The sequence below is a fragment of the Stenotrophomonas sp. SORGH_AS_0321 genome (genome assembly GCF_031453215.1).
Taxonomy (GTDB): Bacteria; Pseudomonadota; Gammaproteobacteria; order Xanthomonadales; family Xanthomonadaceae; genus Stenotrophomonas; species Stenotrophomonas chelatiphaga.
Map to the genome: position 1 here is coordinate 1,409,445 of NZ_JAVIZG010000001.1, position 26,764 is coordinate 1,436,208.

The 26,764-nt window shown below is 67.3% G+C and carries 21 protein-coding genes and 2 pseudogenes; 11 read left to right on the top strand and 12 right to left on the bottom strand.

What is annotated here, in order from left to right; translation table 11 throughout:
- Positions 1–10: 10 nt before the first annotated feature.
- The 4 genes from gorA to QE373_RS06085 all read left to right on the top strand — a co-directional run bounded on the left by gorA (position 11) and on the right by QE373_RS06085 (position 3,464).
- A complete protein-coding gene (gene gorA, locus QE373_RS06070) occupies positions 11–1,378 on the top strand; it encodes a glutathione-disulfide reductase (RefSeq protein ID WP_309684649.1) in 1,368 nt (455 codons plus the stop codon).
- Between the two features lie 70 nt (positions 1,379–1,448).
- Positions 1,449–2,366, top strand: coding sequence for a DMT family transporter (locus QE373_RS06075; RefSeq protein ID WP_309684652.1), 918 nt, complete (start codon positions 1,449–1,451; stop codon positions 2,364–2,366).
- Positions 2,330–2,701, top strand: coding sequence for an MGMT family protein (locus tag QE373_RS06080; protein ID WP_309684655.1), 372 nt, complete (start codon positions 2,330–2,332; stop codon positions 2,699–2,701). The genes QE373_RS06075 and QE373_RS06080 overlap by 37 nt, the downstream gene beginning before the upstream one ends.
- A 91-nt stretch (positions 2,702–2,792) precedes the next feature.
- The gene (locus tag QE373_RS06085; protein WP_057687273.1) at positions 2,793–3,464 is read left to right on the top strand and encodes a rhomboid family intramembrane serine protease; all 672 of its coding nucleotides are present in this window, start codon (positions 2,793–2,795) and stop codon (positions 3,462–3,464) included.
- A gap of 106 nt (positions 3,465–3,570) precedes the next feature.
- On the opposite strand, the gene QE373_RS06090 is transcribed toward QE373_RS06085, so the two are convergent.
- The gene (locus tag QE373_RS06090) at positions 3,571–4,056 is read right to left on the bottom strand and encodes a VOC family protein (RefSeq protein WP_309684662.1); all 486 of its coding nucleotides are present in this window, start codon (positions 4,054–4,056) and stop codon (positions 3,571–3,573) included.
- A 121-nt stretch (positions 4,057–4,177) separates the two neighbouring features.
- Between QE373_RS06090 and QE373_RS06095 the strand changes: the two genes are divergently transcribed.
- Together QE373_RS06095 and QE373_RS06100 are read left to right on the top strand one after the other, a co-directional pair.
- Positions 4,178–5,857, top strand: coding sequence for a DUF4166 domain-containing protein (locus tag QE373_RS06095; protein WP_309684665.1), 1,680 nt, complete (start codon positions 4,178–4,180; stop codon positions 5,855–5,857).
- Between the two features lie 191 nt (positions 5,858–6,048).
- Positions 6,049–9,072, top strand: a complete 3,024-nt coding sequence (locus QE373_RS06100; RefSeq protein WP_309684668.1) for a carboxypeptidase regulatory-like domain-containing protein — start codon at positions 6,049–6,051, stop codon at positions 9,070–9,072.
- Between the two features lie 76 nt (positions 9,073–9,148).
- Here QE373_RS06100 and QE373_RS06105 read toward each other — a convergent pair whose 3' ends face one another.
- Complete coding sequence (locus QE373_RS06105) at positions 9,149–11,155, bottom strand: M13 family metallopeptidase (protein ID WP_309684670.1); 2,007 nt, start codon at positions 11,153–11,155, stop codon at positions 9,149–9,151.
- A 158-nt stretch (positions 11,156–11,313) separates the two neighbouring features.
- Positions 11,314–13,419 carry a M13-type metalloendopeptidase gene (locus QE373_RS06110; RefSeq protein ID WP_309684672.1) on the bottom strand — a complete coding sequence of 702 codons (2,106 nt, stop codon included), beginning with the start codon at positions 13,417–13,419 and terminating at the stop codon, positions 11,314–11,316.
- A gap of 253 nt (positions 13,420–13,672) precedes the next feature.
- On the opposite strand from QE373_RS06110, the gene apbC reads away from it, so the two are divergent.
- Positions 13,673–14,527 carry an iron-sulfur cluster carrier protein ApbC gene (gene apbC / locus QE373_RS06115; RefSeq protein WP_309684675.1) on the top strand — a complete coding sequence of 285 codons (855 nt, stop codon included), beginning with the start codon at positions 13,673–13,675 and terminating at the stop codon, positions 14,525–14,527.
- Between the two features lie 63 nt (positions 14,528–14,590).
- Positions 14,591–15,163, top strand: coding sequence for a dCTP deaminase (dcd, locus tag QE373_RS06120; protein ID WP_042614081.1), 573 nt, complete (start codon positions 14,591–14,593; stop codon positions 15,161–15,163).
- 50 nt (positions 15,164–15,213) lie between these two features.
- Here the strand turns inward: dcd and QE373_RS06125 are convergent, their stop codons facing one another.
- The 4 genes from QE373_RS06125 to QE373_RS06140 form a co-directional block, all read right to left on the bottom strand.
- Positions 15,214–15,381 carry a DUF5668 domain-containing protein gene (locus QE373_RS06125; RefSeq protein ID WP_042614080.1) on the bottom strand — a complete coding sequence of 56 codons (168 nt, stop codon included), beginning with the start codon at positions 15,379–15,381 and terminating at the stop codon, positions 15,214–15,216.
- Positions 15,382–15,397: 16 nt separating this feature from the next.
- Entirely contained in the window at positions 15,398–15,820 is a 423-nt protein-coding gene (locus QE373_RS06130; RefSeq protein WP_042614079.1) for an HIT family protein, read from the bottom strand.
- Positions 15,817–16,491, bottom strand: a complete 675-nt coding sequence (locus tag QE373_RS06135) for a dienelactone hydrolase family protein (protein WP_042614078.1) — start codon at positions 16,489–16,491, stop codon at positions 15,817–15,819. Before QE373_RS06135 ends, QE373_RS06130 begins: the two co-directional genes overlap by 4 nt.
- A 68-nt stretch (positions 16,492–16,559) precedes the next feature.
- Positions 16,560–16,799, bottom strand: coding sequence for a hypothetical protein (locus QE373_RS06140; RefSeq protein WP_042614077.1), 240 nt, complete (start codon positions 16,797–16,799; stop codon positions 16,560–16,562).
- A gap of 260 nt (positions 16,800–17,059) precedes the next feature.
- Between QE373_RS06140 and rimO the strand changes: the two genes are divergently transcribed.
- Positions 17,060–18,433 carry a 30S ribosomal protein S12 methylthiotransferase RimO gene (gene rimO / locus QE373_RS06145; protein WP_309684694.1) on the top strand — a complete coding sequence of 458 codons (1,374 nt, stop codon included), beginning with the start codon at positions 17,060–17,062 and terminating at the stop codon, positions 18,431–18,433.
- 35 nt (positions 18,434–18,468) lie between these two features.
- A pseudogene (locus tag QE373_RS06150) lies at positions 18,469–19,324 on the top strand (DUF3025 domain-containing protein).
- 326 nt (positions 19,325–19,650) lie between these two features.
- On the opposite strand, the pseudogene greB reads toward QE373_RS06150, so the two are convergent.
- Positions 19,651–20,171: pseudogene (gene greB / locus QE373_RS06155) on the bottom strand (transcription elongation factor GreB).
- 43 nt (positions 20,172–20,214) lie between these two features.
- Positions 20,215–21,720, bottom strand: coding sequence for a helicase HerA-like domain-containing protein (locus QE373_RS06160; protein WP_309684697.1), 1,506 nt, complete (start codon positions 21,718–21,720; stop codon positions 20,215–20,217).
- Between the two features lie 123 nt (positions 21,721–21,843).
- Here QE373_RS06160 and QE373_RS06165 point away from each other — a divergent pair, with 123 nt between their 5' ends.
- The gene (locus QE373_RS06165) at positions 21,844–23,448 is read left to right on the top strand and encodes a transglycosylase SLT domain-containing protein (protein WP_057687259.1); all 1,605 of its coding nucleotides are present in this window, start codon (positions 21,844–21,846) and stop codon (positions 23,446–23,448) included.
- Between the two features lie 42 nt (positions 23,449–23,490).
- Here QE373_RS06165 and QE373_RS06170 read toward each other — a convergent pair whose 3' ends face one another.
- Genes QE373_RS06170 through cysS form a run of 3 tightly spaced genes read right to left on the bottom strand, consistent with a single transcriptional unit; the run spans position 23,491 to position 26,618 of the window.
- Positions 23,491–24,738, bottom strand: a complete 1,248-nt coding sequence (locus QE373_RS06170; protein ID WP_057687258.1) for an MFS transporter — start codon at positions 24,736–24,738, stop codon at positions 23,491–23,493.
- Positions 24,735–25,187 carry a SufE family protein gene (locus QE373_RS06175; protein WP_309684709.1) on the bottom strand — a complete coding sequence of 151 codons (453 nt, stop codon included), beginning with the start codon at positions 25,185–25,187 and terminating at the stop codon, positions 24,735–24,737. Before QE373_RS06175 ends, QE373_RS06170 begins: the two co-directional genes overlap by 4 nt.
- Positions 25,188–25,241: 54 nt before the next feature.
- Positions 25,242–26,618: a cysteine--tRNA ligase gene (cysS, locus tag QE373_RS06180; protein WP_309689593.1), complete on the bottom strand. Its 1,377-nt coding sequence runs from the start codon at positions 26,616–26,618 to the stop codon at positions 25,242–25,244.
- Positions 26,619–26,764 lie beyond the last annotated feature (146 nt).

Consider the following 26,764-nt stretch of genomic DNA (forward strand, 5'->3'; position numbering starts at 1 on the left):
AGCGAACCCGATGACAAGCACTGCGCATGACTACGACCTGATCGTCCTCGGCGGCGGATCCGGCGGCCTGGCCGCTGCCTTCCGCGCGGCACAGCACGGCAGGAAGGTGGCGATGCTGGAGCCCGGCGAGCTGGGCGGCACCTGTGTCAACGTCGGCTGCGTGCCGAAGAAAGCCATGTGGCTGGCCGCCGACCTGGCCGGACGGATCGGGCTGGCACGCGCGATGGGGTTCGATGTGCCGCTGCGTCCGGCGCTGTCCTGGAAGGAACTGGTGGTGCACCGCCAGGGCTATATCGAGAACATCCACGTCAGCTACCGCAAGCGCCTGGACGAGACCGGCGTGGTGCGCGTGCCGCGCCGCGGGCGACTGGTGGATGCGCACACGGTGGAGTGCAGCGACGGAGTGCGCATCAGCGGTGAACACATCCTGCTGGCCACCGGTGCGCATTCGCAGCGCCCGGACATTCCCGGTGCGGAACTGGGCCTGGTCTCGGATGATTTCTTCAACCTGTGCGACGCACCGGCGCAGGTGGCCATCGTCGGCGGCGGCTATATCGCGGTGGAGCTGGCCGGGCTGCTGCAGGCGCTGGGCAGCCGGGTCACCCTGCTGGTGCGGGGTGGCCGGCTGCTGGACCGCTTCGATGGTGAACTGGCCGCGCAGCTGGCCGACAACCTGTGCCACCAGGGCGTGCGCATCCACTTCAACTACCGCCTGCGCGAGCTGCAGCGTGACGATGATGGCCAGCGCGTGCGCGTGCTGGGCCATGATGGTCCGCTGGACAGCGTGTTCGATACGGTGTTCTTCGCGATCGGCCGGCGCGGCAACTCGTCGGATATCGGCCTGGAGCAGGTCGGGGTTGCCGTGGGCGAGCGCGGCGAAGTGATTGTCGATGAGTGGCAGGACACCTCCGTGCCCAGCATCCACGCGGTGGGTGACATCGGCGGCAAGGTGGGCCTGACGCCGGTGGCGATCGCCGCTGCGCGGCATCTGATGGACCGGCTGTTCGGCGGCAAGCCGGACGCCAGGATGGACTACGCGAACGTGCCGAGTGTGGTGTTCTCGCATCCGCCGCTGGGCATGGTGGGACTGGGTGAAGAGGAGGCGCGCGCCCAGCATGGCGATGTGCGCACTTACCACAGTAATTTCAGGCCGATGCTGCAGGCGCTGGCCGACGGGACCCAGCGCAGCATGTTCAAGCTGGTCTGCGTGGGCGCCGATGAACGGGTGGTCGGCGTGCACCTGCTGGGCGAGGCGGCCGACGAGATCCTGCAGGGATTCGCGGTGGCGGTGAAGATGGGCGCGACCAAGGCGCAGTTCGACGACACCGTGGCGATCCATCCCACCTCGTCGGAAGAAATCGTGCTGATGCGGGGCTGAGCACGCGGTGCCGGCCAAGGTCGGCACCACGAAATGCACGGCACGCACCCATGCGATAATGGGGCGCTGCATGAGCGCTCCTTCGTCCCTCGCCACCTCGTCCACCCGCATCGCGCTGGGGGGCATCGGGCTGGCCGCGATCGGCGCGGTGGCAGCGTCCGGCAAGGCGATCATCGTCAAGTTGGGCCTTCGCCATGGCGTGGATCCGACCACGTTGCTGGCGCTGCGCATGGCGATGGCGTTTCCGTTGTTCCTGCTGCTGGCCTGGTGGTCGTCACGCCGCGCCGCATCGCTGGACTGGGCTGACCGTGCACGCATCCTGTGGCTGGGTTTCACCGGCTATTACCTGTCCAGCTGGCTGGATTTCCAAGGCTTGCAGTACATCAGCGTGACGCTGGAACGGCTGATCCTGTACCTCAACCCGACCCTGGTGCTGCTGATCAACGTACTGCTGGCGCGACAACGCCCGGGCCGCTGGCAACTGGCCGCGCTGGCGCTCAGCTATGCAGGCGTGCTGGTGGCATTCGGTCACGACCTGCAGCGCGAAGGCGGGCAGATCGTGCTCGGCAGCCTGCTGGTGCTGGGCAGCGCGATCAGCTATGCGCTGTATCTGTTCGGCAGCGGCCAGGTAGTGGCGCGGATCGGCGCGGTGCGGCTGACCGCACAGGCCAGCTGCGTGGCCTGCGTGCTGGTGCTGCTGCATTTCGGGCTGACCCATCCATGGCCGCTGCTGTGGCAGGCGCCGGCACCGGTGCAGTGGCTGTCGCTGGTCAACGCGACGGTTTGTACGGTGCTGCCGGTGATGGCCATCATGCTGGCGGTCAAGCGCATCGGCTCGTCGCTGGCCGCGCAGGTCGGTATGCTCGGACCGGTTTCCACGATCGTGATGAGTCTATGGCTGCTCGACGAACCGATGGGCCCGGCGCAGATCGCCGGCACCGTGCTGGTGCTGTGCGGGGTGCTGCTGGTGACCCGCCTGCGGCGCTGACCCCGGAGCAGGCGCGCGAGCGCATCCTGGCGGTGATCCGTGCCATTCCGGCCGGGCAGGTGATGGGCTACGGGCAGGTCGCCGCGCGTGCGGGATTACCGGGCAGGGCGCGGCTGACCGCGCGCGTGCTGGGCATGAACGATGATCCGCAGCTGCCGTGGCACCGGGTGCTGCGCGCGGATGGCCGCATCGCCATGCCGGAGGGATCGCGCGGCTGGCGCGAGCAGAGCCAGCGCCTTCGCGCCGAAGGCGTGGTGGTGGAACGGGGACGCGTGCGGATGCCGGCGCTGGATCCGGCCAAGGCGCTGGATGCGGAGATCTGGGGGCCGCGCTGAGCACGCCGGCGGGCTGAACGCGTGGGCGGCGAGGGCAACGCCATCCATGGGCGCTGCCGTTATGATGGAGACCGTTCCAGAGGATGCCCCCATGCTTCCGCGACTGCCCACCGTTACCAAGGCGTTGCTGATCGCCAACGCGATCCTGTTCCTGCTGCAGCAGCCGTTCCTGCTGGGCGATGCGACCTTCGCACCGTTCATGCTGCAACCGCTGCAGGGCAGCTTCGATGCCTTTTCGCCCGGCGGCAATTTCCAGCCGTGGCAGCTGCTGACCTATGGTTTCCTGCATGGCAGCTTCGGCCATCTGTTCTTCAACATGCTCGCCGTCTTCATGTTCGGTGCGCCGCTGGAGCAGACCTGGGGCGAGAAGCGCTTCCTGATCTACTACCTGGTCTGCGTGGCCGGCGCCGGCCTGTGCCAGTTGCTGGTGGGCAGCCTGATGGAGAATCCGGCCACGGTGCTGGGTGCCTCCGGCGGCGTATTTGGTCTGTTGCTGGCCTACGGCATGCTGTTCCCGAACCAGCGGGTGATGCTGCTGTTCCCGCCGATCCCGATGAAGGCACGCACCTTCGTGATCCTGTTCGGTGTGGGTGAACTGGTATTGGGCGCCACCGGCTGGCAGCCGGGCGTGGCCCACTTCGCGCACCTGGGCGGCATGTTGTTCGGCTGGCTGCTGATCCGCTACTGGCGCGGCCAGCCGCCGTTCAAGCCGCGCCCACCGGGCCCGCCGAAGCGGCCGAACCACCTGCGCTCGATCAAGTAAGACGCGCGGGTAGTGACGGCCGCTGGCCGTCACGTGCGGGATGATGGGGTTGACGGCCAGCGGCCGTCACTACCGGGATGATCGGGTTGACGGCCAGCGGCCGTCACTACCGGGGCTGGCCGATGGCGGCCTCGATGGTGGCGATGTCGATCTTGTGCATGGTCATCATGGCGTCGAAGGCACGCTTGGCCAGCGCCTTGTCCGTACTGGTCACCGCTTCGAGCAGGATGCGCGGGGTGATCTGCCAGGACACGCCCCAGCGGTCCTTGCACCAGCCGCATGCGCTTTCCTGGCCGCCGTTGCCGACGATGGCATTCCACAGCCGGTCGGTCTCGGCCTGGTCTTCGGTGGAAACCTGCAGCGAGAACGCTTCGGTCTGCCGGAAGGCGGGGCCCCCATTGAGGCCGACGCAGGGCAGCCCGCAGACGCTGAACTCCACGGTCAGCACATCGCCCTGGCTGCCCGATGGAAAGTCGCCGGGCGCATGGTGGACGGCGATCACCTCGCTGTCCGGGAAGGTCTCCGCGTAGAAGCTGGCCGCGTCCAGCGCGCCGTTGTCGTACCAGATGCAGACCGTGTTCTTGTGGACCATGGTGGTGCTCCCGAAGGGACGAGCGTGCACCGATAGCACGGCCGATGTTAATCGCGGATCGTGCTCGACCGGGGCGCCGGCACGCTACCCTGTCGGCAACGCGGACACGGACGGAACGCAGGTGAAGATTCTCATCCTCGGGGGCTACGGTGTGTTCGGCGGGCGGCTGGCGCAGCTGCTGGCCGACCTTCCCGCAATGGAACTGCTGATCGGGGGGCGCAACCTGGCCGCGGCAACGGCCTTCTGCCATGCGTTCGTCGGCCAGGCACGGGTGCGGCCGCTGCAGCTGGATCGGCGCGCGCTGGCGCCCACCCTGCAGCAGGAGCACCCTGACCTGGTGGTGGATGCCTCCGGACCGTTCCAGGCCTACGGTGGGCAGTGCTACGCGGCCATCGAAGCCTGCATCGCGGCGGGCACTGATTACCTGGACTTCGCCGATGCAGCGGACTTCGTTGCCGGCGTCGGCCGCTACGATGCGCAGGCCAGGGCGGCCGGGGTGTTCGTGTTGTCCGGGGTCAGCAGTTTCCCGGTGCTGACCGCCGCCGTGCTGCGGCAGATGGCCCAGTGCATGGACATCGTCAGCGTGGAAGCCGGCATTGCGCCGTCGCCCTACGCCGGCATCGGCCTGAACGTCATGCGCGCGGTGGTGGGCTATGCGGGTGCACCGGTGAAGCTGCGTCGCGATGGTCACGATGCACACGGCATCGGCCTGGCCGAGAGCCGCCGTTTCACCGTGGCGGTGCCGGGCAGGGTGCCGCTGCGCAACCTGCGTTATTCGCTGGTGGAGGTGCCGGACCTGCAGGTGCTGCCGCCCGAACACCCCGCCATGACCGATATCTGGATCGGCGCCGGACCGGTGCCCGACGTGCTGCACCGGATGCTCAACCTGCTGGCCAAGGCACGTCACCAGCTGCGCCTGCCTTCGCTGCAACCGCTGTCTCCGCTGTTCTACCGGGTGTTGAACCGGATGAAGTTCGGCGAGCACCGTGGCGGCATGATCGTGCGCGCCACCGGACGGCGCGATGGGGTGGCGGTCCTGCAGAGCTGGCACCTGCTGGCCGAGGGCGATGATGGTCCCTATATTCCGTCGATGGCCATCGAGGCGATCATCCGCAAGCTGCTGCAGGGGCAGCGCCCTGCGCCGGGTGCGCGGGCGGCCACGCATGCGCTGGAGCTGGCGGACTATGAACAGCTGTTTGAAGGGCGCAGCATCCACACCGGCTTCCGCCGGGAGCTGCCCGGTGCCAGCCTTTACCAGCGCGTGCTGGGCAGCGCGTATGCCACACTGCCGGCGAGCGTGCAGGCACTGCACGCGCCTTCGGCAGCCAAGCGCTGGCATGGCACGGCGCGCGTGGAGCGCGGCAGCGGGGTATTGTCGCGGTTGTTGGCAGCGGTGTTCGGGTTTCCCGCGGCGGGCGAGCAGGTGCCGGTCGTCGTGGCGTTCACCGATGAGGCCGGCGGCGAGCGCTGGACGCGGCGCTTCGCGGGCAGAACGTTTTCTTCGCTGCAGACCACGGGCGTGGGCCGCAACGAGGCGCTGCTGGTCGAGCGCTTCGGGGTGATCGACGTCGCGCTGGCGCTGGTGGTGGACGGCGGTCGGCTGCAGTTGCTGCCGCGGCGCTGGTCGGTGTGGGGCGTGCCGTTGCCGCGATGGCTGCTGCCCGGCGGCAACAGTTTCGAAACCGAGGTGGACGGCCGCTTCGCCTTCGACGTGGAAATCGCCGCGCCGGTGGTGGGGCGGATCGTGGCCTACCGCGGGATGCTGGACGCGCAGGACGGCCAGGACGAGGGTCGTGAATGACATCGCGCCGGTTTCTTGTTCGTGCGCTGTTCGTGCGGAACCCGCGCTGATCACGGCAGTGCACGGCGATATCAGCCCTGAAACACGGTCATGTCGCGTTCTTTGTAGGCTTACCGTTCAGCTGCTTGTTCAACTTGAGGCGCAGATCTGCGGTGACCCGCGGCCTGCTTCCCTTTGGACAAGGAGTTTGCATGAGCAGCATGAAGCGGGCCGCATCATTGAAGCGCACCAGCATCGTCGTGGCCCTGATGTCGATCATCGGCGCGGCCTCCGCACAGAGCACCACCGGCTCCCTCTACGGCAGCGCACCGGGCGCTGCGGGCGCCTCGATCATCGTGGAGAGCGACAGCGGCCTGAAGCGCACCGTGGAGGTGAATGCCAACGGCCGTTACACACTCGGCTCACTGCCGGTCGGCAAGTACACGGTAACCCTGCAGCGCGATGGCAAAGTGGTGCAGCAGCGCGACAACGTGCAGCTGAAGGTCGGCGCCGGCACCGATGTTTCCTTCGCTGAAACGGCGGCCACCACGCTGGAAACCGTGACCGTGACGGCAGCCCAGCTGCCGAAGATCGATGTCACCAACACCGTCTCGCGCTCGGTGATCACCTCCGAACAGCTGGATGTGCTGCCGCTGGGCCGTAGTGCCGAAGCGATCGCGCTGCTGGCGCCGGGCGTGGTCGCCGGCAGTGGGGCGTTCCTCAACGGTTCGCGTTCGTCGCTGTCCTTCGGCGGCGCCAGCGTCACCGAAAACGCGTACTACCTCAACGGATTCAACGCCACCAATCCACTGAACAACATCGGTGGCCTGAGCCTGCCCTACGGTTCGATCGACCAGCAGGAAACCTTCACCGGCGGCTACGGTGCCAGTTACGGACGCTCCACCGGCGGGGTGATCAACCAGCTCGGCAAGCGCGGTACCAACCAGTGGCGCTTCGGGGTGCAGACCACCTGGCAACCGGCAGCGCTGGCCGAATCGCCGCGCGACATCCTCTACCCGGACCGTGCCCTGCCGGCGGGGTACCAACTGGAGGATCCGACCCTTCCCGGTTCGCTGTACCGTTCGCGGCGGGGCGATGGCGCTGACCGCACCACCTACAGCGGCTACGTCAGCGGCCCGCTGATCGAGGACCGGCTGTTCGTGCACGTGGCTGGCGAGGTCGACAAGTCCAGCGGCGTCCTGACCCACAGCATCGAATCGGCACAGCAGGTGAAGCGCCATTACACCATCGATGCGCCGAAGTTCTACGGCAAGATCGACTGGAACATCAACGACAGCAACACGCTGGAGTACACCCGCATCCAGAACACGGATCGCTACGATGCCTACCACCGCAGCTACGACTACGCGACCCGCAGCGAGGGAGAACGCACCGGCACGTTCGCCAACACCACCAAGCTGAAAGACAACTACGACATCTTCAAGTTCACCAGCTACCTCAGCGATGACCTGACGCTGAGTGCGCTGTGGGGGCGCAGCAGGCAGCGCAATCTGGACGCGAACCCGCTGGATTCGTCCAACCCGTTCATCAGCGGCGCCAACAACCAGGATCCCGCGATCACCGGCGGCAGGCCGATCCGCAACGACCAGGTTGCGATCAATGACAAGGCATCCAATGCGGGCAGCAGTACACGCGGCCTGCGCGTGGACCTGCAGTACCGCATCGGGGACCACGAGCTCACCGCCGGCATCGACAACATGACGTTCAACGCCAGCAACGAAGGCCAGGCCATGACCGGGCCGGGCCATGCCTGGATCTATTCGCGCATCGCCCCGGGCTCTTCGCCTGCGCCGGGCTTCGGCATCACCCCGCCCGGCGGTGACGGCTACTTCGTGCAGAAGTACATCTTCTCCAGCACCACCAGCATGTCACTGCAGCAGAAAGCGTATTACCTGGAAGACCGCTGGCAGGTGACGCCGGACTGGCTGCTGACGCTGGGCCTGCGCAACGACAAGTTCACCAACTACAACAGCGCCGGTGCCGCTTATGTGGAAAGTGGTGACCAGTGGGCCCCGCGGCTGGGCGCGGCGTGGGATGTGTTCGGCGATTCCTCGCTGAAGGTGTTCGCCAACCTGGGGCGCTACTACCTGGCGCTGCCCAACAGCGTGGCCATCCGCGGTGCATCGGCGTCGACCTATACCCGGGAGTATTTCACCTACAGCGGCATCGATGCCAACGGCAACCCGACCGGCCTGACCGCGCTGGGACCGGGCCCGGTATCGTCCAACAATGAATATGGGCAGACCCCGGACCCGCGCAGCGTGGCGCCGTCGGACCTGAAGTCGCAGTTCCAGGACGAGCTGATCCTGGGCTTCGAAAAGACCCTCGGCGATTCCTGGAACAGCGGTGCCAAGGCGACCTACCGTCGTCTGCAGACCGCGATCGACGACACCTGCGATGCCGGCCGCATCAGCGACAAGCTGGACGCGATGGGCGTGGATTCCAGCGCACTGGATCTGCCCGGCTGCGTGATCTTCAATCCGGGCAAGACCAATACCTTCCTGGTGAAGAAGCGCGACGGGTCGGGCTACGTCCCGGTGAGCATGAGCGGTGCCGATTGGGGACTGGGCGGGCAGAAGGCCAAGCGTGACTACGTGGCGGTTGACCTGTTCGTCGAGCACCCGATGCGCAACAACTGGTACGGCCGCGTGGACTACACCTGGTCGCGCAACTTCGGCAACACCGAAGGCCAGGTGAAGTCGGACCTGGGCCAGAAGGATGTGTCCAAGACCCAGGACTGGGATTCGTCGTACCTGATGGAGTACGCCGGAGGCTACCTGGCCAACGACCGTCGACACCAGCTGAAGGGCTACGGCGCGTACCAGTTCACCGACGAATGGACGGCATCGGCCACGCTGCGGGTGATGTCCGGTGCGCCGAAAACCTGCCTGGGTTACTACGGAGCCGATGAAAGTGACCCGATCAGATACGGATCGTCATACCACTACTGCAATGGCAGCCCGTCGCGTCCTGGCGATGCCGGTCGTCAGCCGTGGACGGCCCGCCTCGACCTCGGCGTGATGTATCGCCCAGCGTTTGCGCAGAAGCAGCTCGCGTTCGGGCTGGATGTGTTCAACGTGCTCAACCAGCGCCGCCCGCTGCAGTCCGAAGCCAAGTACCAAGAGGGCCCCTACACCGTGTCCAACATCTACGGCATCGGCACCTACTTCACCGCACCGCGCTCGGTCCGGCTGACCGCCTCGTACGACTTCTGACACGCTGACGCTGCATCGGCCACGAAAAAAGGGCGCCCCTGCGGGCGCCCTTTCTGCTGCTGCAAGAGCAGGCAACTCAACGCCAGACGCGGATCTGTTCGGCGTCGGTACGCTGCATCGGCTGGCCCGGCTTGCAGGTGAAGCTGGCGCCGAAGGCCGGCAGGTTGGCCAGCGGGCCATTGGTACGCCACTTGCCCGGCGCTTCGATATCCATGCTGGCACGTGCGGCCGCCTCGTTGGGCGACAGCTGCTGCGGCCACAGGGCGGCCCAGGCGGTGAAAAAGCCCTGCTGGTCGGCCGGCTTGGCGTTGGCTTCGACGGCGCGGTAGGCCTCCCAGGCAAGTTCCAGCCCGGCCAGGTCGGCCAGATTGTTGTCCGCAGTGAGCGTGCCGTTGACCTTGGCACCCTTCACGCCCGGGAAATCGTAGGCGCTGTACTGCGTGGCCATGCGCGTGCCGAGCAGGGTCCAGGCGGTCTTGTCGGCCGGGGTCCACCAGCTGCGCAGTTCGCCACGTGCGTCGATCAGCGCGCCCTTGGCGTCGATCGCACGGGTCAGCTCATGGCCGACCAGTGCGCCGTAGCTGCCGAACTTGTTGGCCGCGCTGGACTGGGCGTTGAAGATCGGGTCCTGCAGGGCGGCGGCGGTGACGATCAGGCGGTTCTGCGCCAGGTCATACGCCAGCGACGGCTGCTGCGGCAGCACGTCCCAGCGACGGTCTGCGTTGCCGCGGCCGATGCGCTTCATTTCCTCGCGGTGGCGCCAGGTGGAAGCGATCAGCATGTTGCCGCCGAAGCTGCCGCGGCCCATCGGCTGCACGCTGTAATCCAGGTCGCGCAGCGGGGTGCCGATCTCGATCTTCAACGCGCCCAGCTTGGCTTCCGCTTCGGCCTTGGCTTCGGCGCTCAGCCAGGTGCTGCGCTTGACCGCTTCGATCTGCGTTTCGCGCAGCTTGTCGATGATCCAGGCCGCCTGGCGGCGATCTTCGGCGCTCAGGTGCTTGGCGGCGTACTCGCGGCCGAGCATCGGACCGGCGGCGACGTTGATCGCATCCAGGACCTGCTCCCAGCGCGGGGCGGGCAGGGTCTGTGCACGCAGCACGCGGCCACGGAATTCGAACTCGGCGTCACGGTAGGCCTTGGACAGGTACGGTGCCATCGCATCGCCCACGCGCCAGCGCAGGTAGGCCTTCCACTGGTCCGGCTTGATCCGGGTGACCATGCCGTCCAGCGCCTGGAACAGCGCGGCGTCGGACAGCGACACCAGGTCGTCGTTGACGCCCTGCACCTTCAGGAACGCGTCCAGCTGCAGGTTCTTGTAGCGGCCGTTGAGGTCGCGGGTGGAGATCGGCGCGTAGTTGCGGAACGGGTTGTTGAGGTCGGCCAGCGACTGCGCATTGCGCGCCAGCTCGGTTTCCAGCGCGATCACCGAGGCGACCTCGGTATCCAGCTTGGCCGCAGGGGTGCCGGTCAGCGCCAGGATCTGCTTGACGTAGGCGCGGTAGCGGCCCATCACCGCGACGGTGTCGGCGTCGGTGCGGGTGTAGAAGGCCGGGTCCGGCAGGCCCATGCCGCCCTGCATGAAGTAGCCGATGTGGCGGTCCAGCGCCTTCAGGTCAACGTCCGGGCTGAAGTTGAACGCCACCGGGATACCGACCTGGTGCAGGGCGGCGATCGAAGCGGGGACATCCTTGGCGCGCTTGATCGCATTGATGCGGGTCAGCAGCGGGGCGATCGGGTTGGAGCCATCGGCTTCCACCGCCGCTTCATCCAGGCCGCTGGCCCAGAAGTCGCCGAGCAGCTTCTGCACGTTGCCCTGCGGGCTGGCCATGGCGCCGTCCAGCAGTTCGCGCTGCTGCAGGCGGCTGCGCTCGACCAGTTGCCCCAGCGCGGTGGTGGCGCCGGTCTGCGGAACCGGGTTGGCCTTCAGCCAGGCGGCATTGGCCGCGTCGTGGAAATCGGTGCACTGCGCGCTGACGGCCGGCGCACGTGCGGCCTTCTTCTTGGCGGCGAGCGCATCGTGGACGGGAACCAGCATGGCCAGGCTGACGCCCAGGGAGATGGCAAGCGGACGAAGAGTGGGCATGTAGAGCAAATCCATGATGGATTAAGGGCGGGCGAACTATAGCAAGCCGGGCATGTGCACGGCATGCATGCCAGCGCCGGTCACCCCGCGGCCGGCATCACCAACGAAGAGGCCCGGGTTTCCCCGGGCCTCGCTTTCAACGCGGCTTCAGCCGTGGCTTACCAGATCACGACCTTGGCATCGCCAGCGCGCGACATCGGCGAGCCGGCCTTGCACTGGAACGCGGCGGCGAAGGTCGGCAGGTTCGACGGCGCGCCCATCGCGCGGAACTGCGCCGGTGCGTGCGGATCGGTGGCCAGGCGGACCTTGGCGTTCTCCGGGGTGTACTTGGTGCGCCACACGGTGGCCCAGTTGAAGAAGAAGCGCTGGTCGCGGGTGAAGCCATCGACCTTCGGATCTTCCTTGCCGGCCGATGCCTTCTGCAGCGCATCGTAGGCGGTTGCGAGGCCGCCCAGGTCGGCGATGTTCTCGCCCAGGGTCAGGCTGCCATCGACGGCCTGGCCATCCACCTTGTACTCGTTGAACTGCTTGACCAGCTTGCCGGTCAGGCCGGAGAAGTTCTTGCTGTCCGCTTCGGTCCACCAGTTCTCGAAGTTGCCGGTCGGTCCGAAACGGCTGCCCTGGTCGTCGTAACCATGGGTCATCTCGTGGCCGATCACCGCACCGATGCCGCCGTAGTTCAGCGCGTCGTCGGCGTTGGGATCGAAGAACGGCGGCTGCAGGATGGCGGCCGGGAACACGATCTCGTTCTGCAGCGGGTTGTAGTAGGCGTTGACGGTCTGCGGGGTCATGCCCCACTCGGTCTTGTCCACCGGCTGGCCGACCTTGGCCAGGTTGAACTTGTAGTTGAAGGCGTTGGCGGCGCGGACGTTGCCGAGGAAGCTGTCACGGCCGGTTTCCAGGCCGGACCAGTCACGCCACTTGTCCGGGTAGCCGATCTTCGGGGTGAAGGTTTCCCACTTGGCGATCGCCTTGGCCTTGGTCTCATCGCTCATCCAGGTCAGGCCCTGGATGCGCTCCTTGAGCGAATCGGCCAGGTTCTTCACCAGCGTTTCCATCTTCGCCTTGGCTTCCGGCGAGAAGGCGACCTTGACGTACAGCTGGCCGAACGCTTCGCCGGCACCATTTTCGATGGTGCCCAGCACGCGCTTCCAACGCGGCTTCTGTTCCTTCTGGCCGTTGAGGGTCTTGCCGTAGAAGGCATAGTTCTCATTGGCGAAGGCATCGCTCAGGTACGGCGATGCGCTGTCCACGGTGTGGAAGCGCAGGTAGGCGCGCCACACGGCCGGATCGGTATCACCCAGCGCCTTGCTGACTTCCTCATGGAAGGCCGGGATGGCCAGCGAGAACTTCTCCGGCGCGGCCACGCCCTGGCTCTTGAAGAACTCGGTCCAGCTGAAGTTCGGGGTCAGGGTATCGGCTTCGGCCAGGGTGACCGGGTGGTAGTACAGCGAGACGTCGCGCGACAGTTCGACGCTGGACTTGGAGGCCTTGGCCAGGCGGGTTTCGAACTTGATGACCTCGGCTGCCTGGGTGGCGGCGTCGGCGGCCGGCACGCCGGCCAGCTCCAGCACCTTGGCCACGTGGGCCTGGTAGGCCTGCAGCTTGTCGGCCTTGGCCGCGTCGGTATAGAAGGTCTTGTCCGGCAGGCCCAGGCCGCCCTGGCTGGCGTAGGCCATGTTCACCGCGGAGTTCTTGAAGTCCGCTTCGGCGCCGAAGCCGAACAGCACGTTCTCACCCTTGGCGGCGGTGTTACGCAGGTAGGCGGCGATGGCGGCCTTGTCGGACAACGCGTCGATGGCGGCCAGGTCGGCCTTCAACGGCTCGATGCCCTGCGCGTTGATCTTGGCTTCGTCCATGCCGGTGGCCCACAGGTCACCGACCACCTTTTCGATGTGGTTCGGGTTCTTTACCTGCGCGACCTGCTCGGCCAGCTGGTGCTGGGCGGCGACCGAACGCTCGTCGAGGATGGTGAACGCGCCCCAGCTGGTGCGGTCGGCCGGGATTTCATTGGCGGCCAGCCACTTGCTGTTGACGTAGTCGCCGAAGGCGGTGCACGCGTCCAGCGTGGTGTCCAGGTCGCTGGGCTGGAAAGCGTTGTACGCCGGCAGCTTGGCCTGGTCCAGGGTGTAGGTGTGGGCTTCGGTGGCGGCGGCCGGGGTGGAGGCGGCGCCTTCCTTGGCCGGGGTTTCGCTCTTGCCGCAGCCGACCAGCGCGGCCGAAACGGCCAGGGTCAGCAGGACGATCTTGGGAGTACGGGTCACTTTTGTATGGCCTCCAGGCCGCGTGATGTCTGGGAAGGTTCCCAGAGGGCTGTAGGCCGGACGATACGCCTCCGGCCAAGCCTGCAAGGGTGTCGAAGGTCATGTCGGGGCGCAAGAGGCTTCGCCGGACAGGCTCGGCAAACGCAGGGCGGCGCCCGCATCAAGACGGCACGCCACACAGGGCAGGAGCGGCACGTGACCCACCGGCTTGTATCATGGCAGCCGACCGTCTTTAAGATTCCGGAGCACCGCAGTGAACAACCCGCAACGCCGCCCCCACGCCAGCCAGGTCCAGAAAGGACTGAGCCCGCATGCGCGCATCCGCAACGTCGTCGCGGTGGGCTCGGGCAAGGGCGGGGTCGGCAAGAGCACCACCTCGGTGAACCTGGCGGTGGCGCTGCAGCAGCTGGGCGTGCGCGTGGGCCTGCTGGATGCGGACATCTACGGCCCGTCGGTGCCGGCGATGATGGGCCTTTCCGGCCGTCCGGAAAGCCCGGACAACAAGAGCATCGAGCCGCCGCGCGCGTTCGGCGTGGACACCATGTCGATCGGCTACCTGATCGATGACGAGACGCCGATGATCTGGCGCGGGCCGATGGCCACCTCGGCGATGACCCAGTTCTTCAACGACACCCTGTGGGACGACCTGGACGTACTGCTGATCGACCTGCCGCCGGGCACCGGTGACATCCAGCTGACCCTGACCCAGAAGATTCCGCTGGCCGGCGCGGTGATCGTCACCACGCCGCAGGACATCGCCACCCTGGATGCACGCAAGGCGCTGAAGATGTTCGAGAAGGTGGAAGTGCCGGTGCTGGGCATCGTGGAAAACATGGCCGTGCACACCTGCAGCAACTGCGGCCACGTGGAGCATCTGTTCGGCCACGGTGGCGGGGAAAAGATGGCGGCGCAGTACGGTGTGCCGCTGCTGGGATCGCTGCCGCTGCAGATCGACATCCGCGAGCAGGGCGACGCCGGTACCCCGATCACCGCCGCACAGCCCGAGTCCACCGCAGCACAGGCGTACCGGCAGGCCGCCAGCCGGCTGCTGGAGGAACTGGCCAAGCGTCCGCGCGCGTCCATCCCGATCCTGTCCTCGCTGCTCTGAGCGGGTCGGGCCTGTAGAATCAGCTCCCGGGCGCGCGCCCGTCCCTCCCAGCCAGGACTTAGCATGAGCATCAAGAGTGACCGTTGGATCCGCCGCATGTCCGAACAGCACGGCATGATCGAGCCGTTCGAAGCCGGGCAGGTAAAGCAGGCCAACGGCGAGCGCATCGTCAGCTATGGCACGTCCAGCTATGGCTACGACGTGCGTTGCTCGCGCGAATTCAAGGTCTTCACCAACATCAATTCCACCATCGTGGACCCCAAGCACTTCGACCCGAAGAGCTTCGTCGACGTGGTGGGCGATGAGTGCATCATCCCGCCCAACAGCTTCGCGCTGGCGCGTACGGTGGAGTTCTTCCGCATCCCGCGCGATACGCTGGTGGTGTGCCTGGGCAAGAGCACCTACGCGCGCTGCGGCATCATCGTCAACGTGACCCCGCTGGAGCCGGAGTGGGAAGGCCACGTGACCCTGGAATTCAGCAACACCACGCCGCTGCCGGCGCGCATCTACGCCAACGAAGGCGTTGCCCAGATGTTGTTCTTCCAGGCCGACCAGGACGACATCTGCGAAACGTCCTACAAGGACCGTGGCGGCAAGTACCAGGGCCAGACCGGCGTCACCCTGCCGCGTACCTGATCATTCGTGGCGTGCCGGCCCGGCAGGACCGGCACCGCCAGGGCCGTGGCTTACTTGCCGCGGCCGAACAGCATGCCGATGCCTACCGCCACCAGGCCGACCGGCCACCAGGTGGTGAGCAGGCGGGTGAAGTTCATGTTGGTCCAGCCGAGGTTGGTGGCGAGCATGAACAGCCCGACCAGGATCAGCAGGATGGCAGCGACTAGATTGAAACGCATCGGAGTCTGCGAACGCTCAAGGGTGGGGCGGATATCCTAGCTTGTCCTTCCAGTGTGCGACACGCCGTTGCAGTTCGTCGGCGTCATGCCGATGCGCCTGGCCACTGCCCCAGACCGGTCCGGGCCAGGCCGGGTCGCCTTCATGGCGGCCGATCACGTGAAAATGCAGCTGGCGCACGATGTTGCCCAGTGCGCCGATGTTGATCTTCTCCACCCCGTCTTCGGACTTCAGTGCCTTGGAGGTGCGGTTGAGTTCGGTGCGCAGCTTGTCCTGCTGCTCGCCGTCCAGTTCGATCCACTCGGTGACACCGCCCAGCCGCGGCACGATCACCAGCCACGGGAAACGTTCGTCGTTCATCAGCCTGATCTGGGACAGGGGGCCTTCGGCCACCAGCACGCTGTCATTGGCCAGGCGCGTATCCAGTTCAAAATCGCTCATCCAAGATGCTCCGTGAAGAAGTCCAGGGTGCGTTGCAGCGCCAGGGCGGCGCTGTCTGGATCATACGCATGTCCGACGTCGCGGTTGAAGCCATGGTCGGCCGGGTAGACGAAGGTCTCCATCTTCGGCAGCTTCTCGCGGTGGGCGGCGATGGCTTCCGGCGGGATGCTCTTGTCCAGCGCGCCGAAGTGGAACATCACCGGCGCCTTCGGTGTTTCATCCAGGAACTGCACGTTGCGCGCCCCGTAGTAGCTGACCGACGGCAGGCCCAGACGCAGCGCGGCGAGCAGGGCGATGCTGCCACCCCAGCAGTAGCCCACGGTGCCGACCTTGCCATGGCCGGCCAGCCGGGTAGCCGCGGCGCGGACCAGCACCAGCGACTTTTCCACGCCGATGGCGTTGACCGCATCCAGGCCTGCCTTGACCCCTTCGTTGTCGTAGGGGAGTTCGAGCGGCTTGCCCGCGTCGGCATCGTCGAGCAGGTCGAAGAAGGAGGGCGCCAGTACCGCATAGCCTTCGGCGGCGAAACGCTCGGCCACCGAGCGCATGTGTTCGTTGACTCCGAAGATTTCCTGGATGACCACCAGGCCGCCGCGCGGGGTGCCCTCCGGCAGCGCCTCCCAGGCCCGGGCCTTGCCGTGGTGGGTATCCAGGGTGATCCAGTTTCCCATGGTGTGACGCCTCTTCAGTGTGATTTCGACAGAATTATCCTCCTCTGGGACGTCAGCGCGGGGTCAGCTCAGCGGCATCCCAGGTGTTGTGGGTGCTTGCCCTGCGCCCTGAGGTCGGCAAGAAAGGCCTCGAATTTGGCCATCGCCGCCTGCAGGTTCGCCTCGACGTATTCCACGCGGCGGACCACGGGCTGGCCGTTCTCGTAAAGCCGATAGGAGCAGGTGTAATGGTTGTCAGCGGCGCGGGCGCCGGGCAGGCCGGCGGCCAGCAGCACGGCGGCCAGGCAGGTGGCGGCAAAGGGTTTCATCGGGGGCTCCTGTTGAATGGATGCCGGCACCGTGCCGGCCCGGCACGCGGGCGGTGTCTGTCGCGCGCCCGTCCATCCTGTGACTGTCTGGGCTGTCTGACCATGCGAAATGCTGTGGAATCCACGTAGGTGACTAGCGTGTCCTTGCCGTGGCCCACCTGTGGGCCGGGCAGGGTTCAGGGGCGCCCGGCGGGCCCGGTATACTTGTCCGATCCAGGCCCCCAGGCCACGCCCGGCCCAGGCCCCCAGAGTCCCGATCCATGTCCCAGCTGAACCCCAAAGTCGGCTTCGTCAGCCTTGGCTGTCCGAAGGCCCTCGTCGATTCCGAGCGCATCCTCACCCAGTTGCGGGTAGAGGGATACGACATCGTCCCGACCTACGACGCCGCCGACGTGGTGGTGGTCAACACCTGTGGCTTCATCGATTCGGCGGTGACCGAATCGCTGGATGCGATCGGCGAGGCGATGAACGCCAACGGCAAGGTGATCGTCACCGGCTGCCTGGGCAAGCGCCCGGAGCAGATCCGCGAGGCGTACCCGGACGTGCTGGCGGTGTCCGGGCCGCAGGACTACCAGAGCGTGATGGAAGCGGTGCATGCGGCGATTCCGCCGCGCCACGACCCGTTCGTGGACCTGGTACCGGACTACGGCGTCAAGCTGACCCCGCGCCATTACGCCTACCTGAAGATTTCCGAAGGCTGCAACCACAAGTGCAGCTTCTGCATCATTCCCTCGATGCGCGGCAAGCTGGTTTCGCGGCCGGTGGATGAGGTGCTGCGCGAAGCCGAACGGCTGGTGCGTGGCGGCGTGCGCGAACTGCTGGTGGTGTCCCAGGACACCTCTGCCTACGGCGTGGACGTGAAATACGCCGAGCGCATGTGGCGCGACAAGGCCTACCAGACGCGGATGAAGTCGCTGTGCGAAGGCCTGTCCGAGCTGGATGCCTGGGTGCGCATGCACTACGTCTACCCGTACCCGCACGTGGACGAGATGGTGCCGCTGATGGCGGAAAACCGCATCCTGCCTTACCTGGACATCCCGTTCCAGCACGCCAGCCCGCGCATCCTGCGGCTGATGAAGCGCCCCGGCGCGGTGGAAAAGACCCTGGAGCGGGTGCAGAACTGGCGCCGCATCGCGCCGGACATCACCGTGCGCTCGACCTTCATCGTCGGCTTCCCGGGCGAGACCGAAGCCGAGTTCGAGGAACTGTTGTCGTTCCTGGACGAGGCGCAGCTGGACCGCGTCGGCGCGTTCGCGTATTCGCCGGTCGAAGGCGCCACCGCCAACGACCTGCCCAACCCGGTACCGGAAGAAGTGAAGCAGGAACGCCTGGCGCGCTTCATGGAAAAGCAGGCGCAGATTTCCGCCTCGCGGCTGGAAGCCAAGATCGGCACGGTGCAGCAGTGCCTGGTCGATGCCATCGAAGGCGATATCGCCGTGGCGCGCTCGAAGGCCGACGCACCGGAGATCGACGGGCTGGTGCATATCCAGAATGCCGATGCGGTGACCCTGCGGGTCGGCGATTTCGTCGACGTGGAGATCACCGAAAGCGACGAGCACGATCTGTACGGCGATGCCTTGCCACCGGCTGCCGTGCCCGCCGTGCGCAAGCCACTCGACCTGAAAATGCTGTGACTCAGCCGGAAGCGCCGGGTCCCGGGTGGGCGACGATCGCTGGTCGTCACGCTTCGGATTCCTGCGCGACCCGCCGCCGCTTCGTCGCGCCACCGCGCGAGGCGGTGGCTGCGGCCTGCTTCGCGCACCCAGATGTTTGGCGCACTGGCGCCGTTTTCCAGGCTGCTGGAGGCTGCGCAGTGGCCTTCCATCGAAGCGCTCAACGCGGTGTTGCCGTTATCGGAAAAGCAGCTGGTCGAGCAGGACGCGGCGTTGCTCGCTGATGGCCGGCATTACGAGCAGCGCATCGCCGAAACCGGCCAGATCGCTACCCGTGCCTGCAACTGGCACGACCTGTTCAACGCGTTGGTGTGGGCGCGCTACCCCAGCATCAAGCGGGCGCTCAATAGCCGCCAGTGCCAGCACATCCAGCAGGTGGGCCCGCAGGCCCGCAACCGTGCGCAGGCCGCGCTGACCCAGTTCGACGAATCGGGGGTGATCGTGCGGGTGCGTGACCCGCATCTGCTCGCGGCGTGGGATGCGCACGACTGGCAGGCGCTGTTCGTGCAGGGGGCAGGGCGGTGGGTGAGCGGGGAGATCGGCGTGGCCGCAGTGATCGGTCATGCGCTGATGGAGCAGGCGCTGCTGCCGGAGCGGCTGCTGGTGGGCAAGTGCCTGGTGGTGCAGGGCGAGGAGGACGATGCCTGCATCGCAGCCGTCGCGCGCGCGCTGGACGCGGGCACGGTGCTGCAGGATCCGCTGGAGCTTCGCCCATTGCCACTGGCCGGCATCCCAGGCTGGCACCTGCGGCAGGACGCCGGGCTGTATGCCCAGGCCGATTATTTCCGTCCGTTGCGGGCGGGACGCGAATATCCGCCGCCGCTGCCGGTTGGCGTGCTCGCTCCGCACTGATGCAGGGCGTGCGTTCCGGTAGCGCCGACCCATGGTCGGCGGCTTTTCGTTCGGGGATATCGGTGTCCGAGCCGGGCCGCGCGATGCGCTCGCCGAGCGTGGCTCGGCGCTACCAGAACGTCCGCGCGCTTCGGTAGCGCCGACCCATGGTCGGCGGCTTCTGGGGCAGTCGCGCGATGCGCTCGCCGAGCGTGGCTTGGCGCTACCAGAACGTCCGCGCGCTTCGGTAGCGCCGACCCATGGTCGGCGGCTTTTCGTTCGGGGATATCGGTGTCCGAGCCAGGCCGCGCGATGCGCTCGCCGAGCGTGGCTCGGCGCTACCGACGTTACCGTTCCTGCGTTCCGGCGCCGTACTGCACCGACAGGATCGCAAAGCCCTGGCGGCCGCCGGGCAGTTCGACTTCGAACTCATCGTCCACGCGCTTCTTCAGCAGCGCCCGCGCCAGCGGTGAGTCGATGCTGATCCAGCCGGTGGCGGCATCGGTTTCGTCCGGGCCGACGATGCGATAACGGCTGATCTCCGCGCTGTCCACGTTCTCCAGCTCCACCCACGCACCGAAGAACACCGCCTGCGCGTCGCTCGGTTCGCCATCGACCACGCGCAGCGCCTCCAGCCGCTTGCTGAGGTAGCGCACGCGGCGGTCGATCTCACCCAGCTGCTTCTTGCGGTAGGTGTACTCGGCATTCTCCGAGCGGTCACCTTCGGCCGCCGCAGCCGCCAGTGCCTTCACCACCTCCGGTCGCGGCGCACCCGCCACAGGTCCTCCAGCTCGGCCTTCAAGCGTGCATGGCCGCCGGAGGTGATCAGCGCGGTGCTCTTTTCTGCGGGGGGACGCCAACGCGACATCTACTGCTCTCTACGCAACTGCAATGGGACAGCTTACGGGCCTTCAGCGCTTTCCGCCGAAGATGCCGCCCAGGATCCCGCGCACGATTTGGTTGCCCAGCTTGGTGCCCACCGTGCGCGTGGTCTGCTTGGCCATGGTTTCGATCATCCCCTGGCGGCGCTTGGTGCCGAAGATCGCATCCTTGATCGTCTGGCCGAAACCGCCGTCCTGCGCGTCGTCCTGCTCGCGCGTGCGCGCCTTGGGGGTAGCGGCCTGTTCGACGGTCTTCTGCGCGCGCTGGGCCAGCAGTTCAGCCGCCGATTCGCGGTTGATCGCCGTGTCGTAGCGGCTGCCGACCGGACTGCCGGCGCGCACCTGGGCACGTTCGGCTTCGGTCACCGGCCCCATGCGGCAGCGCGGCGGGGCAATCAGCGTCTGCTGCACCGGCATCGGGATGCCCTTGTCCTGCAGGGTGGATACCAGCGCTTCGCCGGTGCCCAGCGAGGACAGCACGCGTGCCACGTCCAGCTTCGGGTTGGGCACGAAGGTCTCCGCAGCGGTCTTCACTGCCTTCTGGTCGCGTGGGGTGAAGGCGCGCAGCGCATGCTGCACGCGGTTGCCCAGCTGGCCGAGGATGTTGGACGGCACGTCGTCGGGGAACTGCGAGCAGAAGTACACGCCCACGCCCTTGGAGCGGATCAGCCGCACCACCTGTTCGATGCGCTGCACCAGGGCAGGGGGCGCATCGTTGAACAGCAGGTGGGCCTCGTCGAAGATGAAGACCAGCTTGGGTTTTTCCAGGTCGCCCACTTCCGGCAGGGTCTCGAACAGTTCCGACAGCAGCCACAGCAGGAAGGTGGAATACAGCTTCGGCTTCAGCACCAGCTGGTCGGCGGCCAGGATGCCGATCACCCCGCGGCCATCGTGGTTGACCCGCATGATGTCGGCCAGTTCCAGCGCCGGTTCGCCGAAGAACGCCTCGCCGCCGTCCTGTGACAGCCGCAGCAGGGCGCGCTGGATCGCCGCCACCGACTGCGCACTGACCAGCCCGTATTCGGTTGAAATGTCCTTGCGCTCTTCGGCCACCAGGCCGAGCAGGGCACGCAGGTCGTCCAGGTCCAGCAGCAGCAGGCCGCGGTCGTCGGCCAGCTTGAACACGATGTCCATCACCCCGGCCTGGGTGTCGCTGAGCTCCAGGATGCGGGTCAGCAGGGTCGGGCCCATCTCGCTGACGGTGGTGCGCACCGGATGGCCGAGCTTGCCGTACAGGTCCCAGAACACGGCCGGACTGGCGGCCGGCGCGTAGTCGGCCACGCCGATCTGCGCGGCGCGCTGCAGCAGCGCATCGCCACCGGCGCCGGCCACGGCCAGGCCGGACACATCGCCCTTCACGTCGGCCAGGAACACCGGCACGCCGACCCGCGAGAAGCCCTCGGCCAGCGTCATCAGGGTCACGGTCTTGCCGGTACCGGTGGCGCCGGCGACCAGGCCGTGGCGATTGCCGAGCTTCGGCAACAGGGTGACCGCTACGTCGTCGGTGATGCCTTTGCCGAGCAGAATCGGGTCCATGGTCCATCCCTCGTGATGAATGCGCGCAATGTTAACCGGCAGCGCGGTGCGGGCCCGCCCCGGGTTGCCCGGATCGTGGCGGCACCGCTACTCTGCCTGCCTGATTCGCACACAGTGCCAAAAATGCCCGTTCCTGTCCTGCTTGCTCGTGGATTGCCCGTCCTGGCCCTCGCCAGCCTGCTGCTGGCCGTCCCCGATGCCCATGCGCAACGTGTTTCCGCCCGTGATCGTGCCAAGGCCGAGGCGCTGCAGCAGCGCATGGGCGTGGCCGAAAAGCGCTACACCGACGCGCTGCTGCGCGTGGCCAATGCCGATCCGAAGGCCGCGGGCGAGGCTGATGCAGCGCTGGAAGACATGGAGGACGTGCTGAGCGAGTGCGTGGGCCAGAAGGGCTGCCAGATGAGCACCCTGCTGGCGACCTACAAGCGCCTGCTGAAGCGTGATGCCGATGCCGAAGGCGATGACAGCGTGGCCGATGAGGCCGGCGACACCCTGCAGGCCGACCCGGACCACATCGGGCCGCTGGCGGCCGACGTGCCCGAGGCGGCGCGCGCGGCGGCGCTGCTCAACGACAAGCGGCATGCCTTCGACAGCATGGTCGAGTACAACCCGGCCATCCAGGCCGGCATCCGGCGCTGGCTGACCGACATGCGCCCGGCGCTGCTGACCAGCTACGAGAACTACCAGAACGTGCGCGCGGTGATGTGGCCGGAATGGGAAAAGCGCGGCCTGCCCGAAGCGCTGTTGTTCGGCATCATGGCCAAGGAATCCAACGGTCGCGTACACGCCTCCTCGCGCGCCGGCGCGGCCGGCCTGATGCAGTTCATGCCGGCCACCGGCCGGCGTTTCGGGCTGGGCCCGGATGGCACCGGCTTCGACACCCGCTTCGATGCGCGCAGCGCGGCCGAAGCCAGTGCGACCTACCTCAACGAGCGCATGCGCCAGCTCAACAACAACATCGAGCTGTCGTTGGCCGGCTACAACGGCGGCGAAGGCCGCGCGCTGCGCGTGTTCCGCCAGGGCGGCGGGCAGAGCTTCTGGGTAGACAGTGTGTACAGCGAATTCCCGGCCGAGACCAAGGACTACGTGCCGATGGTGATCGCCGCGGCGTGGATCTTCCTGCACCCGCAGCAGTACGGGGTGGAGTTCCCGAAGGTCAACGCACAGCCGGCGACGGTGCGCCTGGCCAAGTCCACCACGATCTATGAGCTGACCATCTGCCTGGGCAGCCAGGGCACGCGGGATGGCTACATGCGCACCCTGCGCAACCTCAACCCGCGTTACGAAGCCGACGGCTGGATCCCGGCCGGTACGCTGATCAACGCCACCACCCGGATCGCCGGCCTGTACACGCGCAACTGCGTGAGCGGCCCGCGGGCTGACCTGGCACGCACGCTGATCACCGCTGATCTGAACGCGGCGATCGTGCGCCCCAGCGCGGCCAGCTTCACCGGCAGCGTGGCGGTGGGCGGGGTGGTGCCGGTCGCCGCGGCGGAAGCCAGCGTGGTGGGCACCGCGCCGACCGCGCCCGTCGTGGCGCCGCGTCCGGCCGCGCCGCGCGCGCAGCCGGTGCGCTCGCACAAGGTAGGAAAGGGTGAGACGCTGGGCCGGATCGCCGCGAAGTTCAGCTGCGACGTGCCCACGCTGGCCCGCGCCAACGGACTGAAGGCCCCGGCCTACAGCCTGCGCCAGGGCCAGACGCTGAAGCTGCAGGGCTGCGGCAACTGAGGATCCAGGTAGTGACGGCCGCTGGCCGTCACGCTGCCGGATCTATTGCAGGTCGCGCAGGTTCAGGCGGCGCAGCGTGGGGTTCTTCCACGCCGTGATGCCCGCCACGCTGAGCACCGCGAATCCGCCCAGCACGACCGCCGGCACCAGTCCCAGCCACTTCGCCATCGTGCCGGCGTAGAACGCGCCCAGCTCGTTGGACGAACTGATGAAGATGCCATTGATCGACGACACGCGGCCGCGCATCTCTTCCGGCGTGGCCAACTGCAGGATGGTCGAGCGCACCACCACCGAAACGCCATCGAACGCGCCGTAGAACAGCAGGATCAGCGCCGACAGCCAGAAGTGGTGCGACAGCCCGAAGCCGATCACGCACAGCCCGAAGCCGGCCACCGCGAACAACAGCACGCGGCCGGCATGCTTCTGCAGCGGGTGGCGGGCCAGCCACAGGCCGACCGCGATGGAGCCCAAGGCAGGCGCCGCACGCAGGATGCCCAGCCCTTCCGGCCCGTAATGCAGGATCTCCTGCAGGAAGGCAGGCAGCATCGCCACCACGCCGCCCAGCAGCACCGAGAACATGTCCAGCGCCATCGCCCCGACCATGATCCGGTTGCCGATCACGAAGCGCGCGCCTTCGGCGATGCTGCGGAAGATCGGCGCGGCCGGACCGGTGTGCACCGGCTCGCTGACTTTCAGCGTCGCCAGGCAGGCCATCGCCATCAACGCAAAGCCGGTCGCAACGCCGTACGCCACGCCCTTGCCACCCCATCCGACCAGCACGCCGCCCAGCGCGGGGCCGACCACCATGCCGGCCTGGAAGAACACACTGCCCAGGCCTGCGCCGCGCGCGAACTGGTGGCGCTCCAGCACCCGGGCGAACAGGGCGTTGTAGATCGGTGACAGGAAGGCACGGACCATGCCGGTCAGCGCGATGGCGGCATAGATCGGCCACACGCCGTGGAACGGCAGCCAGCCCAGCGCCACCGCGCACAGCACCAGCGCGGTCGCCACCAGGCCGGCGCAGGCGGCCATGCCCAGCCGGCGTCGCGGCAGGTGGTCGACCAGGTAGCCGGCAAACGGGGCGACGCAGAAGAACGGCAACACTTCGGCCAGGCCGACCAGGCCCAGCGAAAACGGGTTGCGGGTCACTTCATAGATGTGCCAGCCCACGGTGACCGCAACCACCTGGTAGGACAGCATCGCGAAGATGCGGTAGGCCAGCAGCTTGCTGAAGCCCGGGCGCGCCAGCAGCGTGCGTGCGGTCTCTTCGGTGGGGGCCGGGAGACTCACGGGCGCGTGGACTGCAACTGGGCCTGCGCGGTTTCGCGGATGAAGGCCAGCATCGCGGCCACGCCGTTGCTGCGGGTGGGCGACAGGTGCCGTGCCAGGCCGATGTCCTGGATGTAGCTGGGTTCGGTATCGATGATTTCCTGCGCCGAGCGCCCGGAGTACACGCGCAGGGCCAGGAAGATCAGCCCGGACACGATGGCCGAGTCACTGATCGCGTGGAAGTGCAGGGCATCGGCGTTGCCCTCCGGCACGATCCACACCATCGACTGGCAACCCAGCAGGCGATGCTCTTCGCTCTTCCATTCTTCCGGGAAGACCGGCAGCTTGCGGCCCAGGTCGATCAGGTACTGGTAGCGCTCTGACCAGTCGCCGAAGAAGGAAAACTCCTCGGCAATGGTGGTCTGGGCCTCGGCGGCGTTGGCTTCAAGCGGGAACGGGGAGTCGGTCATTTCATTCTTCATGTGGCGGAGTGCGGCCGGCAGGGAGGGCCGGCACGAGGGCGATCAGGCGCGCTTGCGCACCCAGCGCACGCCCTGCGCGGTGTCTTCCAGCACGATCCCTTCGGCGGCCAACTGGTCGCGGATGGCGTCGGAGCGGGCGAAGTCCCGTGCCTGCTTGGCGGCGGCACGCTCATCGATCAGGGCCTGGATGCGCGCATCGTCGTCGCGGCTGCCGCCCGCGGTGCCGAACCAGGCGGCGGGATCCTGCTGCAGCAGGCCCAGCGCCAGCCCGGCGCCCAGCAGGTCCTGCTTCAGTTGCATGCGCTCGGCCGGATCGGTGGCCTTGCGCGCTTCGCCGGCGATGCGGGCCAGTTCGGCCAAGGCAAGCGGCGTGTTGAGGTCGTCGTCCAGCGCCGCTTCCACCACGGCCGGTATGCGGGCAGTGGCCTGCAGGTCGGCGAGGTCGCGCAGGGTGCCGTACAGGCGGTCCAGGGTGCGCTCGGCCTGCTCGATCACCGCATCGGACCAGTCCAGCGGCTGCCGGTAATGGGCGGAAAGCAGGGCCAGGCGCAGGGCTTCGGGCGGATGCTGGCGGACCAGGTCGTGCACGCGCTCGATGTTGCCCAGCGACTTGCTCATCTTGGCACCGCCGAAGTTCAGCATGCCGTTGTGCAGCCAGAAACGCGCGAACACCTTGCCGCCATGCGCGCACTCGCTCTGCGCGATTTCGTTCTCATGGTGCGGGAACTGCAGGTCCACGCCACCGGCATGGATGTCGATGGTCGGGCCCAGGTGGGCGGCGGCCATCGCCGAGCATTCAATGTGCCAGCCAGGTCGGCCACGGCCCCATGGCGAGTCCCAGCCGGGCAGGTCGTCGCTGGACGGCTTCCACAGCACGAAATCGCCGGCTGCGCGCTTGTACGGGGCCACTTCGACGCGGGCGCCGGCCAGCATTTCCTCCGGATCACGGCGGGAGAGCTTGCCGTAGCCGTCGAAGGTGTCCACCGCGAACAGCACGTGGCCTTCTGCGGCATAGGCGTGCCCGTTGTCGATCAGCTGGGCGATCATTTCCACGATCTGCGGCATGTGCGCGGTGACTTCCGGTTCGATGTCCGGTGGCACCACGCCCAGCGCGGCCATGTCCTCGCGGTAGGCGGCGGCGAACCGGTCGGTGATGGTGCTGATCGGAGCGCCCTGCTCACGCGCGGCGGTGTTGATCTTGTCGTCCACGTCGGTGATGTTGCGGGCATAGCGCAGGGCGCCGAAGCGACGGCGCAGCAGGTCGGCCAGCACCCCGAACACGACCGGACCGCGCGCATTGCCGATGTGCACGTAGTTGTAGACCGTGGGGCCGCACACATACAGGGTCGGACAGGCCGGATCGAGCGGGGCGAACGTTTCCAGCTGGCGTGTCAGGTTGTTGTGCAGGCGCAGGGTCATGGCGGGGGCGCTGGGGGACAAGCCGTCGATTCTAGCGCTGCAGGGGCTCCCGGGGTACCGCGCGGGGTCATCCGGGCACGCCATGGGCTGGCCCCCTGCGCGGCGGACGGGTAATGTTCAGCCCCTTGGCGTCCGTGCTGCCTACA